12 protein-coding genes are annotated in these 14,911 nt (G+C 58.9%); 3 read left to right on the top strand and 9 right to left on the bottom strand.

From position 1 onward, the window contains the following. Window positions 1–5: 5 nt before the first annotated feature. Both CKO25_RS09980 and CKO25_RS09975 read right to left on the bottom strand, forming a co-directional pair. The gene (locus CKO25_RS09980) at window positions 6–653 is read right to left on the bottom strand and encodes a PilN domain-containing protein (protein WP_200387792.1); all 648 of its coding nucleotides are present in this window, start codon (window positions 651–653) and stop codon (window positions 6–8) included. After that, window positions 654–1,727 (bottom strand): pilus assembly protein PilM, encoded by a 1,074-nt coding sequence (locus tag CKO25_RS09975; RefSeq protein ID WP_200387791.1) that lies wholly within the window; start codon window positions 1,725–1,727, stop codon window positions 654–656. 234 nt (window positions 1,728–1,961) lie between these two features. Between CKO25_RS09975 and CKO25_RS09970 the strand changes: the two genes are divergently transcribed. Beyond that, the gene (locus CKO25_RS09970) at window positions 1,962–2,588 is read left to right on the top strand and encodes a hypothetical protein (RefSeq protein ID WP_200387790.1); all 627 of its coding nucleotides are present in this window, start codon (window positions 1,962–1,964) and stop codon (window positions 2,586–2,588) included. 102 nt (window positions 2,589–2,690) lie between these two features. On the opposite strand, the gene CKO25_RS09965 is transcribed toward CKO25_RS09970, so the two are convergent. The 7 genes from CKO25_RS09965 to uvrD form a co-directional block, all read right to left on the bottom strand. After that, window positions 2,691–3,986, bottom strand: coding sequence for a citrate synthase (locus tag CKO25_RS09965; protein WP_200387789.1), 1,296 nt, complete (start codon window positions 3,984–3,986; stop codon window positions 2,691–2,693). Window positions 3,987–4,166: 180 nt separating this feature from the next. Beyond that, window positions 4,167–5,117: a malate dehydrogenase gene (gene mdh / locus CKO25_RS09960; protein WP_200387788.1), complete on the bottom strand. Its 951-nt coding sequence runs from the start codon at window positions 5,115–5,117 to the stop codon at window positions 4,167–4,169. A gap of 470 nt (window positions 5,118–5,587) precedes the next feature. Beyond that, window positions 5,588–5,788, bottom strand: coding sequence for a 50S ribosomal protein L31 (rpmE, locus tag CKO25_RS09955; protein ID WP_200387787.1), 201 nt, complete (start codon window positions 5,786–5,788; stop codon window positions 5,588–5,590). A 144-nt stretch (window positions 5,789–5,932) separates the two neighbouring features. Beyond that, window positions 5,933–7,171 (bottom strand): radical SAM family heme chaperone HemW, encoded by a 1,239-nt coding sequence (hemW, locus tag CKO25_RS09950; RefSeq protein ID WP_200387786.1) that lies wholly within the window; start codon window positions 7,169–7,171, stop codon window positions 5,933–5,935. Further along, a complete protein-coding gene (locus CKO25_RS09945) occupies window positions 7,168–8,256 on the bottom strand; it encodes a TRAP transporter substrate-binding protein (protein ID WP_200387785.1) in 1,089 nt (362 codons plus the stop codon). Before CKO25_RS09945 ends, hemW begins: the two co-directional genes overlap by 4 nt. A gap of 64 nt (window positions 8,257–8,320) precedes the next feature. Further along, a complete protein-coding gene (locus CKO25_RS09940) occupies window positions 8,321–9,541 on the bottom strand; it encodes a 30S ribosomal protein S1 (RefSeq protein WP_200387784.1) in 1,221 nt (406 codons plus the stop codon). 76 nt (window positions 9,542–9,617) lie between these two features. Next, entirely contained in the window at window positions 9,618–11,780 is a 2,163-nt protein-coding gene (uvrD, locus tag CKO25_RS09935) for a DNA helicase II (protein ID WP_200387783.1), read from the bottom strand. 706 nt (window positions 11,781–12,486) lie between these two features. Between uvrD and erpA the strand changes: the two genes are divergently transcribed. Next, complete coding sequence (erpA, locus tag CKO25_RS09930; RefSeq protein ID WP_200387782.1) at window positions 12,487–12,834, top strand: iron-sulfur cluster insertion protein ErpA; 348 nt, start codon at window positions 12,487–12,489, stop codon at window positions 12,832–12,834. A gap of 541 nt (window positions 12,835–13,375) precedes the next feature. Further along, window positions 13,376–14,596, top strand: coding sequence for a tyrosine--tRNA ligase (tyrS, locus tag CKO25_RS09925; RefSeq protein ID WP_200387781.1), 1,221 nt, complete (start codon window positions 13,376–13,378; stop codon window positions 14,594–14,596). The last annotated feature ends 315 nt before the right edge of the window (window positions 14,597–14,911 follow it).

The following is a 14,911-nucleotide window of genomic DNA, read 5'->3' as shown; positions in this document are numbered from 1 at the left end:
GTCGGCTAACCGATGCTCGAGCGGTGTGCGAGAGGGGCCCGTCGATCGTTCGACATCGCGGCACCTGCGCGGTTTCGAGCGACGGGAAGGACGTTCGCGGACAGCTGGGATGGCGGAATCATCTGTTGGAAGCTCAAGCGAAAATGGCTCAGCCCAGTCCCCGTGTTATCTCGATGCTCGATCAACAAGAGGTTGGGACGGCCAATCCAATCCGAGGCTTCGATATTGCGCATGAAGGCCGACACCCGCTCGTTGGATTGGGCGCGGCCCTCGACGATCACCGAACGGCCGGTTTGATCGAGGCGTGTCAGATAGACCCCATCGGGAACAGTCGTCACCAAGGCGTCGAACAGCTTGACGATCTCAGGGCGACTTTCTTGGAGCCGTTGAATGATCTGCATGCGCGATAAGAGATCGGATTTGATCTTCTCGAGATCCTGAATCTCGGTAATCTGTCGGTTCAGTTCCGTGATCTCGCCCTCAAGGACACGATTGCGGGCGAGCTGATTCTCGATCCGCCCCTCGATTTCGAGGTGGACCAAAAACGCCAGCACCAAGGTGCAGGTCAGTGCGATACCGCCGGCGATCGCGAATTCGATGAGTCTGCGTTTGCGCGCAGCGTCACGCCAAGGGAGGAGGTTGATCCGTGTCATCTAATCGAAGCCTCGCAACGCCAAACCAACCGCGATCATCATCCCGGGCGCCGCGCGCATCAGCTCTTGAGCCTTGATCCCCGGGGCGAGTGACATGTGCCTGAAGGGATTGGCGACCTCCGCCGGGATATTGAGGCGTTCGCTCACGAGCTGATCGATTCCCGGAAGACTCGCGGGCCGGCCAGCGAGCAGGATGTGATCAACGCGATTGTAGCTTGTGCCCGAGTAGAAAAATTGCAGCGCCCGGCCAATTTGCTGCGAAAGGGCCTCCTTGAAGGGCGCGAGCACGTCCGTCGCATAGCCCTCGGCAACATCGCCATCGACGATTTTCTGCATCGCCACGTCGCGGGCCAGACTGTAGCGCCGCTGGACCTCATCCAAGAGTTGTTGGCCGCCAAAATTCTGCTCACGAGTGTAGACGATCTGACCTTCTCGCAGCACATAAAGCGTTGTCGTCGCGGACCCAACGTCCGCCACGGCGAGCGTGGCGGCTGATCCGGCCTCTGGATCGGAGGCGATGATCACATCACAAGCGTTCTCCATCGCATAGGCCTCGACGTCAACGACGGTCGCCATCACGTCCGCGCCCTCCAAAACGCTGACCCGATCATCGACATTCTCTTGGCGCGAGGCCACGAGCAGCACATCGACCATCGAGGGGTTACCCTTGGTGGGCCCAACGACCTGAAAGTCTAGGTTGACCTCTTCCAATGGGTAGGGGATGTACTGATCGGCCTCGAGCTGGATTTGACTCTCGATATCCGCGTCCTTGAGGGTCGCCGCCATGGCGATCACCTTCGTGATCACCGCCGATCCAGCGACGGCGACCGCCCCGTGCTTTGCTTTCGTCCCGGACTGGCTGATGGCGCGACTCAGCGCCTTGGCCGCGAGATCAACATCGGCGATCTTCTTCTCGATCACCGCAGCGGGCGGCATGGGCTCGATGGAGTAATGCTCGACGCGGTAGGTCGCGGCGCTCCCGTTAGGCAACTGGGACAGCTCGATCAACTTGATCGCCGTCGAGCTGATGTCGATCCCAATCGTGGGTTTCCTCTGGCGCGTGAGGCCAAACATAACGAAAGTCCTGCAGTGCGACGCCAACCCGTGCGGCGCCGGGTTCACCATCGGTATGATCGAACAGGAATGGAGACGGTCACCCGAGCGGGAGGCGCGCTCCATGCAAACATGAGCTTAATGAAAATCGGAAGCGATGGGAATGCACGGCGCGCGGGCGCATGCTCGTGCCGCTGGCTGCTCTGGCCAATGGTCCACAGGGACCGCTGGCTGCCTGACGCGAGGTCGAAACGCATGTCCACCAGAGAACGCTTCTCCGCTCAACGTGAGCGACTTGCCTACGAGGCCGCCCGGATCCTCCTCGATCAAGGGGCCGTCGATTATGATCGCGCACGCCGGAAGGCTGCCGAACGCACCGGCATCCTTGATCGACGCTGCTGGCCGACCAACGAGGCGATCCGCGAGGCGGTCCTCGCTCGGCGGCGCCTCTTGCTGGGGGACACTGGAACCCAGCAGCTATCCCACTTACGGTCTGCGGCCCTGCAGGCGATGGAGACGCTTGCCCCCTTCGCGCCGCGACTCATCGGTGGCGCCCTGAGCGGTGCACTCGGTCCACACGAAGGGGTCGAGCTCTTGTTGTTTGCGGCGGATCCCGAGGCCGTGTTGTTCTTGCTCCTCGATCGCGGGATCCCTTGGCGTGCTGAGGAGCGGGTCTTGCGGTATCCGGATGGGACGCGTCGGACGCATCCGGCCTTCGCTTTCCTCGCCGGGGACGTCGCGATCGAACTGGTCGTTCTGCCCCTGAGTGGCCAGCGCATGCTGCCGCTCGACCCCATGACGGAACGGCCCATTCGCGGCGCTGATCGCGAGGCGGTCGCACGTTTGCTCGCGGCTGAGGCGCACGAGGATAACGCCTTCTAGTGCTCCAAGTTCCGGCGAGATGCCGTTGACTGGAGCACCCGATCAGTGCGGATGCACTGTCGCTGAATGCTCAATGATGGTGCAACGCGGGTCTGTCCCAGCTTACCGTTTCGAGATCGGCAGATAATCCCGTTGGGTTGGTCCGTGATAGATCTGACGCGGGCGCCCGATGCGATTGTTAGGATCGGACATCATTTCAAGCCAATGTGAGACCCAGCCAACGGTCCGGGCGACGGCGAACATGACGGTGAACATATTGCGTGGGATCCCCAAGGCTTGATAGATGATCCCTGAATAAAAATCGACGTTTGGATAGAGTTTGCGTTCCACGAAATAGTCATCGCTGAGGGCAATTTCCTCGAGCTTCATGGCCAACTCGAAGAGCGGGTTGTTGGTATCGGCAAGCTCCTCGAGAACCTGATGACAAACCTCACGGATGATCTTGGCGCGGGGATCATAATTTTTGTAGACGCGATGCCCGAATCCCATCAGGCGAAATGGATCATCCTTGTCCTTCGCCTTTTCCATGAAGTACTGAACATTTTTGACATCACCGATCTCATGGAGCATATCGAGAACGGCTTCGTTTGCCCCACCATGCGCCGGCCCCCAGAGTGAGGCGATCCCCGCAGCGATGCAAGCGAACGGATTAGCCCCGGAACTGCCCGCGAGCCGGACCGTTGAGGTACTTGCATTCTGCTCATGATCCGCGTGGAGGATGAACAACAGATTCATCGCCTTCTCGGCGATGAGGGTTGGTTTGTAATCCTCGCATGGCGTCGCGAACATCATGTGTAGGAAGTTCGCGCAGTATCGTAAGTCATTGCGCGGATACATGATGGGTTCGCCGACGTTGTGCTTGAAGGCCGCGGCGGCAATCGTTGGAAGCTTCGCGATCAAGCGATGGGCGGAAATCTCACGATGACGTGCATCGTTGACGCTGAGCGAGTCATGATAGAAGGCGGAGAGAGAGCCGACGACGCCGATCAAGATGGCCATCGGGTGTGCATCATAATGAAAACCATCGAGGAAATTCTTGAGGTTTTCATTCAACATGGTGTGGCGTGTGATCAGCTTCTCGAATGAGACCAATTCGGGTTCGTTCGGGAGCTCGCCGTTCAACAAGAGATAGGCGACTTCTAAAAAACTCGCCTTGGTTGCAAGTTGTTCGATGGGATAGCCGCGATAGAGAAGCGTGCCCTGCTCGCCATCGATATAGGTGATGGCACTGTGACAGCTGGCGGTAGACATGAAGCCTGGATCATAGGTGAAGATCCCGGCTTCTTTATAGAGTGACGTGATATCCGCGGAGGCTGGTCCAATGCTACCCGAGCGTAACGGGAATTCGAAGCTCTCCCCAGTGGCATTATTGGTGAGGGTAATCGTTTGGTTCGCCATGAGCTCGGCTCCTAGTCTAACGTGACAATATCTCGCGTCAGGCTGTGATGGTTCGTTTCAGATCTCAACCGCATCATCATGGGAGTCGTCCAGTCAGTCCCTGGCACGAGCGACCGGACGACCCTCACACCTCTGCCCCGTCCGCTGACTTGGCCAGAGAGTCAAGCAATAAAGCAAATATCACTCCAACTCTTGTGTTGAAGAGATCGCGCGAAGGCGGTCAATGTCACCCCGCACCGATGCGACGGAGCGGTCGAAATCCGCACGTTCGCCAGGATTCAGTGACAGTTCCACGATGGATTCCATGCCTTTCTCGCCGAGAATACAGGGCACCCCCATCGCGAGATCGGTTTCACCATATTCGCCTTCGAGCAGCGCCACACAGGAGAGTAAACGCCGGCGGTTGTTCACGATGGCATCGACCATCGCGGCCACGGCGGCCCCCGGGGCATCGTAAGCGCTCGAGTTCTTTCGTAACGCTAGGATCTCGGCGCCGCCTTGCCGGGTGCGCTCCATGATGGCAGCGATCCGCTCTTCGGAAATGAACGTTGAAATGGGGATACCATTGATGGTGCAGAATCGTGGGACGGGCACCATGGTATCTCCGTGTCCACCAAGCACCATGGTGGTGATGTCCAGTGTGGAGAATCCAGTTTCCTGCGCGATGAAGCTTGCCATACGGGACGCGTCCAGGACCCCGGCTTGGCCAAAGATCCGCCGACGTTCCCAGCCGCTGCGCTGCGCGAAGCGATACGTCAGGGTATCGACGGGGTTGGAAACCATGAGCACCATCGCATCCGGCGCATACTCAAGGATCTGGTCGGTCACCGCATCAATGATCCTGACGTTCGCTTCCAGGACGTCCGAGCGCGACATGCCGGGTTTTCGGGCCAACCCTGCGGTGACGATGACCAACTCGGAGTCCCGCAGGATCTGCGGATCGTTGCTGCCGTTCACCGAGCAATCGAACTCAAAAAAAGGCCCCGTTTGCAGGATGTCGAGCGCGATGCCCTCTGGAATGCCTTCGCGCACATCCAGGAGTGCGATCTCACGACAGAGTTCTTTTTCGGCGAGGATTTGGGCCGTTGTCTCGCCGACACGGCCGGCACCGATGATAGTGATTTTGTTCAAATGACGGTCTCTCCGATCAGTGGCGCAAAGGCCGGGGTCGCGCGAAACCAGCGCGCCAACTCGACCTGCAGCGGGTCAAACGCCGAGCGGACCACCGGGTGAGCGCTCGACGGGTATTATCTTACACCGCTCTCTTTGACTTTCAGGGAGAACTCGAGCAACTCTCTCATCACAATCGCGAGGTGGGTCCTTGCATCCGCGATGACGGATGGGGTTGATCCCCGTTGCCGAGGCGCAGCCTGTTCGGAGGGACGATCTGACGGACGTCGTACGCTGACCAACTCTTGAGGGCGTTGGCCACGGTGCGACAACTTCTGGCGCGGCGAGACACGACACAGTAGAGGGTCGCGATCGCACGGTGATCACGCGGCAGACAGGAAGAAACGTCTGGTGTGTAGCAATGTGGGACGTTAAGGGATCGGGGTTTGGTCTGAAACCGACCGGGTGCGATCCGACACCCGAATCGGGTCTCAGCGCGCGTACTTGCGTCGGAACTTATCGACGCGCCCTGCTGTGTCGAGCACTTTCTGCTTCCCGGTATAGAACGGATGGCAAGCGGAGCACACCTCCACATGCATCTCCTTGCCCAGGGTGGAGCGAGTCGTGAATTCGTTTCCACAACTGCAGACCACTTTGACGTCGTTGTAATTGGGGTGGATGCCTTCTTTCATGATGACCTTGGCGCTGGCCCGCTTTGGGCACAAAAAAACAACGAAGCGCATAAGCATACAACGCTGACCCGTGACGAGGCAACCACAGGATCCGTCCTCATTAACCTCGTGTCGCGCGGACGGCGCGTTCAGGATCGAGTGTTCTCAACTCGCGGCGGTGCCACATCCGTCGGAACGAATCAGATGAGGAGGATTCAGGTGCGCGCCACTCCGGGATGGCGTGACCGGCAGAAAGCGCGCAACCAGGTCGTCGAGAAAGCGGCGACCGAGATCGGTTGGTTGGACAACGCCCTGCCGGATGCGGATCAAACCGTCTTGCTCGGCCAGTCGCAGTGGCCCTGCAATCCGTGACCAGGGTTGGTTGGTGACCCTGGTGAAGAGGTCGCGTTCGAACCCTTGCGTCAGCCGCAAGGAATTGAGCGCAAACTCCAAGACGAGATCGTCCGCATCCAACTCCCAGCTCTCGGACAGATCACACACGACCGCGTCCAGGTACGCCTTTGGATGCCGTCGTTTGACACGGCGCGTGACCCGCCAAGAGTGCACGGTGGTGTCGTCATGATGCGTGAGCTTGCCATGAGCCCCGGCACCCAGGCCCAGATAATCACCGAATCGCCAGTAATTAAGGTTGTGTTGACAGCGTGCGCCTGGGCGTGCGTAGGCCGAGACCTCGTACTGACGAAAGCCTGCTTGCGCGAGCAGCGCGCGACCCTGATCGGCCATGTCAGCCATCGTATCCGGATCGGGTAACCGCGGCGGACATGCCTCGAAGCGAGTCTGTGGCTCGATGGTCAGCTGGTAATAGGAAATGTGCTCGGGTGCGAGCGCGATGAGCGCTTCTAAATCCTGCCTCGCGCCGGCTCGATCTTGGCCTGGAAGCCCAAACATCATGTCAAGATTGATCTGTTCAAAGCCAACCGCGCGCGCGGCGCGAACGGTTTCGATGATGTCGCGCTGGTCGTGGATGCGACCGAGAGCCAACAGGGCCCGCGGGGACAGGCTTTGCGCTCCGATCGAGAGTCGGTTGACACCCGCACGACGATAGGCGGCAAGTCGACTGGCATCCGTGGTTCCCGGGTTGGCCTCCAAGGTGATCTCGAGCCCTGAGTGAAGACGACAGCGCGCCCGAATCCCGTCAAGCAACCGCTGGACAGACGCACCAGGGAATAGGCTTGGCGTTCCCCCGCCGAGATAGATCGACGTCACGGGGCGTTGAGCCGCCGGCAGCATTCGCTCCTGGTCCAGATCCTGGAGCAGCCGATCGACATACGCCTCGAACGGAGGGGATGACTCCTTGTGCGAGTTGAAATCGCAGTAAGGGCACTTGCTCACACACCAGGGCAGGTGGACATAGAGTGCCAGCGGCGGCTGGGAAGGCGTCACGTCGTCTGATCGCGTGCTTGCAGATAGGCAAGTTCCGCGAGACGGCTCCACTCCTTGCTTTGATTAAGAAATTTCTTGTAGGAACTGTAAACACGGGAGGCCAAGGGATCCCGCTGCCCGACCTCCGCGACGACCTCATCTGAGATCGTCCGCAAACGTGCGAGCACGTCTGGGGGGAAACGCCGGAGTTCGACATTGTGTTTGGTCAGCAAGGTCTGCAATGCAACGGGATCGCGGGCACTGTATTCGGCGAGCATGTCTTGATTGGCGACCCGGCAGGCATTGAGAACAATGGCTTGCAGGTCGGCGGGGAGGGTCTCGAGGGCTTTTTTATTGATGAGGGCCTCAAGGATCGCACCGGGCTCGTGCCAGCCCGGGTAGTAATAGTACTTCGCGGCTTTGTAGAGGCCGAAGCTCAGGTCGTTGTAGGGTCCGACCCACTCGGTGGCATCGATGGTCCCCTTCTGGAGCGCGCTGAAGAGCTCACCACCGGGAAGATTCACGGGTGTGCCGCCGGCCCTCGCGAGCACTTCTCCACCAAGGCCTGGGATGCGCATTTTGAGTCCCTTCAAATCCTCAACACTGTTGATTTCTTTGTTGAACCAGCCACCCATCTGCACGCCTGTATTGCCGCAGGGTGCCGGGATGAGACCAAATTCCGCATACAGTTCCTTCCAGAGCTCTAGGCCTCCACCGTAGAAGATCCAGCCGTTGATTTCTTGCGCGGTCAAACCGAACGGAACGGTGGTAAAGAACTGCGCCGCTTCACTCTTTCCTTTCCAGTAGTAGGCGGAACCATGCCCCATCTCCGCAGTGCCGCGGGAGACGGCATCGAAAATTTCAAAGGCGGGAACGAGCTCTCCGGCACCGAAGACCCTGATCTCGATGCGACCACCGCTCATTTCACCGATCAGATCCGCTAATGTATTGGCCCCTGTTCCAAGGCCGGGGAAATTTTTGGGCCACGCCGTGACCATCTTCCAGCGAAATTGACTCTTCGACTGGGCGTTGCCGACTCCGCCGGCGAAGGCGCCAAGCGCCAGGGAGGTTGCGCCCAGTCCCCGAATCAGTTGTCGACGTTGCATGTCCGTCCTCGCCTTTCGTCTGCTTGCTCTCGAATCACACCCACGGATCGCGTTCGCGACGACACTATTTCGATTGCTTTTTTGAGATGGTTTCTTTCAAAAGCATGCCAAAACTGCCAAGCGCGGGTGACGGCATGGTCTCGGACGGTTGCCCTGATGTCGGGGATGCACGAGCGAGTGACTCCGGGCTGGGACTGGCTGGCTCGAGCGAGAGGCTGATGCGACGACGCTCAAGATCCACACCAAGGATCGTCACTGCGATCTCGTCGCCAGCGTTCAAGACCTCACTCGGATGGTGGACTCGCCGTTCGGCTCCCAATTCGCTGATATGCACTAGCCCTTCAATCCCAGACTCGAGCTCGACAAAGGCACCGAAGGGTTGTAATCGGCTGACACGACCCCGCACTCGCTCACCGATGGGATACCGATCCACGGCATCTTGCCAAGGGTTGCGGGCAAGCGCGCGAATCGAGAGCGCGATCTTTTCACGTCCCGTCGGCCCACTCGGTGGGTCGATTCGCAACACACAAACTGTAACCGGTTGTCCAACCGTCAGGATCTCGCTGGGATGCTTCACGTGCCCGAATGCTAATTCGCTGATGTGGACCATGCCTTCCAATCCACCGATATCGACAAATGCGCCATAGTCTTGCAAGCTGCTGACGACGCCAGGAAGCACGGCCCCTTCGGTGAGTTGCGCGCGTGTCGCCTCTGCACGCAACCGCTGCTCTTCCTCGAGCAGGACTCGGCGCGAGACGACCAGATTAGGACGTCGGCCACCCTCGAGTTTGGTGATGCGGAAGTCGAACCTGAGCCCGACGAGTTCCGTCAGATCGTCGATGAATTTGAGATCGATCTGAGAGGCAGGACAAAAGGCCCGCAACCCTGCGATCTGCACCTCAAGACCGCCCTTGACCGCTGCGCTGACTTGGCCCTGGACCGGAGCCCCCTGCCGATACGCACGTTCGGCCTCCTCGATTCCGTGATAGCGCTGGCCGTGCTGACTCCCAAGTAACAGCATCCCCGTGTCTGCATCCTTGCCGGTGACCTGTGTTTCAACGGTGTCTCCGAGACCGACCGTCAAAACCCCGTCGGCGTTGTGTAGGGCGGACCGATCGATTCGGCCCTCTGACTTGCCCCCGAGATCGATGAAACCAAACTCGTCACTGAGCGCAACCAAGACGCCCTTGACCTTGGCGCCAATCGCGGGTTCTCCGGTGCCGCTGGTCGGATGGGCTTGATCGAACTGTTTCAGAAGGTCTTCGAATCGTTCGGTTTCAGACATGATGTCCCGGTGTCATTGCAAGGTTAGGGTTTGCGGTGATGGTCTGGCGCAGCCCGTCCGACTACCCGGCCATCATTCAATCGATCGGTTGCAGCCGAGCATAGGCCAAAATCAACCACTTTGAGCCGACGCCCCGAAAGTTGACTTGGATCCGCGCCGCCGTGCCTCGGCCTTCGCTTTGGAGGACCACCCCCTCGCCAAAGGTTGGATGGATGACCTGTTGTCCCAGTCGAAAGGCGGCCGTATCGGCTTGAGAGGACGAGGTGGCGTGAGCGCTTGCACGCCGTGCCGGACCGCGCGCGCGCAAATCCTCAATCAGTTCCTTCGGGATTTCCCGAAGGAATCGGGAGGGCATGGCTCGGTCTTCACGTCCGTATAGTCGCCGACTTTCCGCGTGCGTCAAGTAGAGTTGTTGCATGGCTCGGGTCATGCCCACGTAGCACAGTCGCCGCTCCTCTTCCAATCGCGCTGGATCCTCGGCCGATAGGCTATGGGGAAAGAGCCCTTCTTCCACCCCGACCAAGAAGACGATCGGGAACTCCAGGCCTTTCGCGCTGTGTAAGGTCATGAGTTGCACGCCTTCCACGTCCGTATCATCCCTGGTGTCGCCAGACTCCAGGGCGGCATGAGCGAGGAAGGCGGTGAGCACGTCGCCTTCGTCCGGGTGATGATCCTCGTCGAAACGGGCTGCGGTATCGACGAACTGTTCAAGGTTCTCGATGCGGTCTTGGCCCTTGCCATCCTTGCTCTTCGCATAGAAATCCGCGAGCTGCGCCTGCTCGAGCAGGATGCGGACGAACTCTGGCAGGGCACATGCCTGGCGCGTATCACGCTGGCTCGCAACAAATTCGAGAAATCCTTGAACGGCATGCGTCGCGCGTGGCCCCAGGGCCGCCTTGTTCGCCAACTCCTGAGCAGCCTGCCAGAGCGAAACACGTGCCGTCAGCGCCTGCTGGCGCACCAGATCCAGGGTCCGTGAGCCAATTCCGCGATTCGGGGTATTAACAGCCCGCTCAAACGCGGCGTCATCGTCTTGATTCAGGATCAGACGGAGGTACGCGAGGGCATCACGAATCTCCGCGCGCTCGAAGAACCGGAGTCCACCGTAGATGCGGTACGGAATCTGAGCATGCAGTAGCGCCTCCTCAAAAAGGCGCGACTGCGCTGTTGTTCGGTAGAGGATGGCACAGTCACTGCGCCGATGCCCCTCGTCCGCGATCAAATGACGGATCCGATCAACCACGAAGCGGGCCTCGTCGACCTCATTGAACGCCGTGTAGCGTCGAATCGGCTCTCCTTCAACGTCTTGCGTCCAGAGCGTCTTGCCGAGTCGCGAGGGGTTGTGGGCGATGAGTGCGTTGGCGGCTGCGAGGATGTTGCCACTCGAGCGGTAGTTCTGTTCCAGGCGAACAACCTGAGTGTTGGGGTAATCACGCTGAAAGGATTGGATATTTTCGACGCGCGCGCCACGCCAGCCATAGATGGACTGATCATCGTCGCCCACGGCAAAGAGATTGTCATTGCGACCCGATAAAAGCCGCAACCAGGCGTATTGGATGGCGTTGGTATCCTGGAACTCGTCCACCAGGATCTGTGTGAAACGCCGCTGGTAATGGGCCAGGATGTCCGTGCGCTCGCGCAAGAGTTCGAGCGTGCTCAGCAGCAGATCAGCAAAATCGAGTAGTCCCGAGCGCGTGCGCTCTTCCTCATACTGCCGATAGATCCCGATCATCGTGTCGAGACCGTAATCTCCCTGCCCATCTAGGTGGTGCGGTCGCAACCCGTCATCTTTTTGGTGATTGATGAAGCCTTGGATCTGACGGGGGGGCCAACGTGCCTCGTCGAGTTGCAAGGCCTTGAGCACGCGCTTGATCAAACGAAACTGTTCATCCGCATCCAGAATCTGGAAATGTTGGGGTAATCCAGCATCCTGCCAGTGCGCTCTGAGGAAGCGATGGGCGAGGCCATGGAAGGTCCCAACCCACATGCCCGCGACAGATGCTCCGAGCATGGTCTCGATCCGGGCACGCATCTCGCGTGCGGCCTTGTTCGTGAAGGTCACCGCCAAGATGGCGTGATTCGGTACCTGCTCAACCTGAACGAGCCAGGCTATCCGGTGGACCAGCACACGTGTTTTCCCCGATCCCGCGCCAGCCAGAACGAGCAGGTTCGCATCTGTGGACGCCACGGCCGCACGCTGAGCGTCGTTGAGTGAGTCGAGCAAGGTCGAGACATCCATCTTCGTGATTCTACCGCGTTCCAATTGGTCCGTAAGTTTCTTCGGTGCTGTCCGGACGCTCACATTATGACAACTTTAATTTTAAGACTAGTAATGATAATAAGGCCTGTGGATAAAATTGATTCCTCTTAAAGCTATGTTTTTATTCTAAAATTAGATCGGAAGTAGAGCTGGATTAGGATGCGTAACCTGTGAATAAGCGGTGTCTGGATTTCGCGGTCCATGTTCCTGACAGCTTATCCACAATCCTGTCCTCATCTTCGTCGACAGGTTTGACCACAGGGGATCATCGTCTGCACGAGTCGGCTGGCTGTCGGTTGATGGAGGGGCGTCGTTTCATGTGTCCTCATGCGACATGCGGATGGATGCACTTGGTGAGGGCAGGCAGGGGTGAAGATCCGATCGCTGGGGAGGAGCCCTGTACGAGCAGTCGCTGGATTGGGCTTGTTCAGCGGTGTGGGAGGGTCAAAGCGCGGCGATGGGCTGCCAGAATCGGGCGGCGGGTCGCGTAGTGGTTTGCTCAACGCGGAGTGGTCGACGTCAGCGTACTCGTCATGTTCGTGGAGACCACACGAGGAGTGAACGAGCGATGGATGCGGTCAGGTTTCGTAGCGCGTTTCGGTGGTGGTACGCGCTTGAAAAGGCGCTGGATACACTATAGGTTAAGCTCTGTTTATCAGTCTAAACTCCCGTAGGAGACCCCTAGATGACCGAAGTCGTAGCAGAGCAACCGCTGGTCTTCACTCAATCCGCTGCATCGAAAGTCGCGCAGCTGATCGCCGCAGAGGGCAATCCATCACTGATGCTGCGAGTCTATATTCAGGGTGGGGGATGTTCGGGTTTCCAGTACGGCTTCACGTTTGATGAAGACGTCCAGGATGGTGACACCGAGGTCGTCACCGACGGCGTGACGCTTCTGATCGATCCGATGAGTCTGCAGTATCTCGCAGGGTCCGAGATCGACTACACCGAAGGATTGCAGGGCGCACAGTTTGTGATCCGCAATCCAAACGCGACCACGACCTGCGGGTGTGGTTCTTCCTTCTCCACTTGACATGAGCCGCGTCCCCACGGCGTCAAACTGATCCTTATGCTGCGCGCGATGACCCCGTCGGGACATCCGGTCTGGGGAATCAGACATCACGCGATAGGCCCGCTCGTCACGAGACCACGGACCGTCACTCCTCCGAGGATCGGATGGGCGGGATCGCAAGCGGGATGATCCGTGGATCAGCGGGCCTCACATCTGAACTGATCGGCTGTGACGGGTCCGACCACCATTGGAACGCCGTGAACAGTAAAAGACCGAGCGCGACGAGTCCAAGCCCGATGGAGAGGAACCGGAGGGTGTTTCCGCGTGTCCTGCGACGTGGCCACTCGGTCTGCCGAAATTTATAATCGCGCATAGTCAAAAAAGCACAAGACTCGGAAAAATATGACGCTTTCGATCAAGGTGTCAGTTTAGTCCCAAACCGGTTTGCTGAACACCCTAAGCGGCTCTTGGCTCGGGGGCACATCGAAGCTCATCTTGAGGTGTGGTCGGGCGCGTCGTACCCTCACGGCCCATCACATCTGCGGCAGAGTACGAGTGCATCATGACGGATAACCGACAAGATCTGCTTGATTTGATCAAGCACGGCACCGACGAGATCCTTCTTGAGGATACACTGAGGCAAAAATTAGCTCTCAATCGCCCCCTTAGGATCAAAGCTGGCTTCGATCCAACCGCTCCCGACCTGCACCTCGGCCACACGGTCCTCCTGAACAAGCTGCGCCAGTTTCAGGATTTCGGTCATGACGTCATTTTCCTCATCGGCGACTTCACTGGACGGATCGGTGATCCGAGCGGCAAGAGTGCCACACGCAAGCCGCTGACTGAAGACGACGTTGCACGCAACGCTCAGACCTATCAAGAGCAAGTCTTCCAGATCCTGGATGCCGAGCGAACCCGGGTCGTGTTCAACTCGGAGTGGCTTGATCAACTCGGCGCCGCGGGTTTGATCCAACTGGCAGCGCGTCACACGGTCGCGCGGATGCTCGAGCGGGACGACTTTGCCAAGCGTTACAAGAGCGGTCAGCCGATCGCGATCCATGAGCTGATTTACCCGCTGATCCAGGGTTACGACTCAGTGGCGCTCCACGCGGATGTGGAGCTCGGCGGAACCGACCAGAAGTTCAACCTTCTCGTTGGGCGCCAGCTTCAAGAGGCGTATGGCCAGCCCCCCCAGGTTGTGATCACGTTACCGATCCTTGAGGGGCTCGACGGCGTGCAAAAGATGTCGAAGTCGCTTGGGAACTACATTGCGATTGCCGATGCACCGGCGGAGATGTTTGGCAAGATCATGTCGGTGTCCGACGATCTCATGTGGCGCTACTTCGAACTCTTGAGTCGCCGTGATCTGGCCGAGATCCAAGGGTTAAAACAGGCCGTGGTCGAGGGCATGAATCCCCGTGATGTCAAGTTCGAGCTGGGCATCGAACTCGTTGCACGATTCCACGGCCAGGAAAAGGCCCGCCAGGCACGGGATGATTTCATCGCACGCTTCCAGCGAGGCGCGCTTCCCGAAGACATCCTCGAAACACACCTAAGCGTGGCGCCTGGTTCCGTGGTGCCCATCGCCAATGTGCTGAAACAAGCTGGCTTGGTGAGCAGCACCTCCGAGGCCCTGCGGTTGATTGCGCAGGGAGCGGTTCGCGTCGATGGAGAGCGAATCGAGGATCCGAAGTTATCTCTGGCGGCCGAGTCACAGCACATCTATCAAGTTGGGAAGCGACGGATTGCTCGGGTGCGTCTCTCAACTCTCGGTGACTCCTGAGGCGACATCGGCCGCGGTTCTGCAGCACACCGAAACGTACAGACGAGATTCTGAACGCGCCACCGGCAGCCGCGGTTAGTGACCGCTCGGAGATGTGAGGCTGCCGCGCGGCTAAAAGCCCACGACCATGTCGTGCTTTGATGGAACTCACTCGCTGTCAATCACTGCGGCCACGCGCAACGCCAACGCATCAGTCCTTTGTTTTGTGGTTGTGGGATCTGTTTGCGTTGGGTACTTGACGTGTTGAGGTGGGTTCGATTAGGATGCGCGGCTCCTCAGGGAGGTGAGGGGGGGTTGGAGGGAGTGGTGTTGGGT

Origin of the sequence: Thiocapsa imhoffii (assembly GCF_016583985.1) — a bacterium.
GTDB classification, from domain to species: domain Bacteria; phylum Pseudomonadota; class Gammaproteobacteria; order Chromatiales; family Chromatiaceae; genus Thiocapsa; species Thiocapsa imhoffii.
This window is presented reverse-complemented; position numbering and strand designations above follow the sequence as displayed.

Excerpts from the sequence above, each read along its gene's own strand:
- erpA (WP_200387782.1), top strand. The coding sequence starts at position 12,487 with ATGACCGAAGTCGTAGCAGAGCAACCGCTGGTCTTCACTCAATCCGCT.
- uvrD (WP_200387783.1), bottom strand. The coding sequence starts at position 11,780 with ATGGATGTCTCGACCTTGCTCGACTCACTCAACGACGCTCAGCGTGCG.
- CKO25_RS09965 (WP_200387789.1), bottom strand. The coding sequence starts at position 3,986 with ATGGCGAACCAAACGATTACCCTCACCAATAATGCCACTGGGGAGAGC.
- CKO25_RS09970 (WP_200387790.1), top strand. The coding sequence starts at position 1,962 with ATGTCCACCAGAGAACGCTTCTCCGCTCAACGTGAGCGACTTGCCTAC.
- CKO25_RS09975 (WP_200387791.1), bottom strand. The coding sequence starts at position 1,727 with ATGTTTGGCCTCACGCGCCAGAGGAAACCCACGATTGGGATCGACATC.
- CKO25_RS09940 (WP_200387784.1), bottom strand. The coding sequence starts at position 9,541 with ATGTCTGAAACCGAACGATTCGAAGACCTTCTGAAACAGTTCGATCAA.
- CKO25_RS09945 (WP_200387785.1), bottom strand. The coding sequence starts at position 8,256 with ATGCAACGTCGACAACTGATTCGGGGACTGGGCGCAACCTCCCTGGCG.
- tyrS (WP_200387781.1), top strand. The coding sequence starts at position 13,376 with ATGACGGATAACCGACAAGATCTGCTTGATTTGATCAAGCACGGCACC.
- rpmE (WP_200387787.1), bottom strand. The coding sequence starts at position 5,788 with ATGAAAGAAGGCATCCACCCCAATTACAACGACGTCAAAGTGGTCTGC.
- CKO25_RS09980 (WP_200387792.1), bottom strand. The coding sequence starts at position 653 with ATGACACGGATCAACCTCCTCCCTTGGCGTGACGCTGCGCGCAAACGC.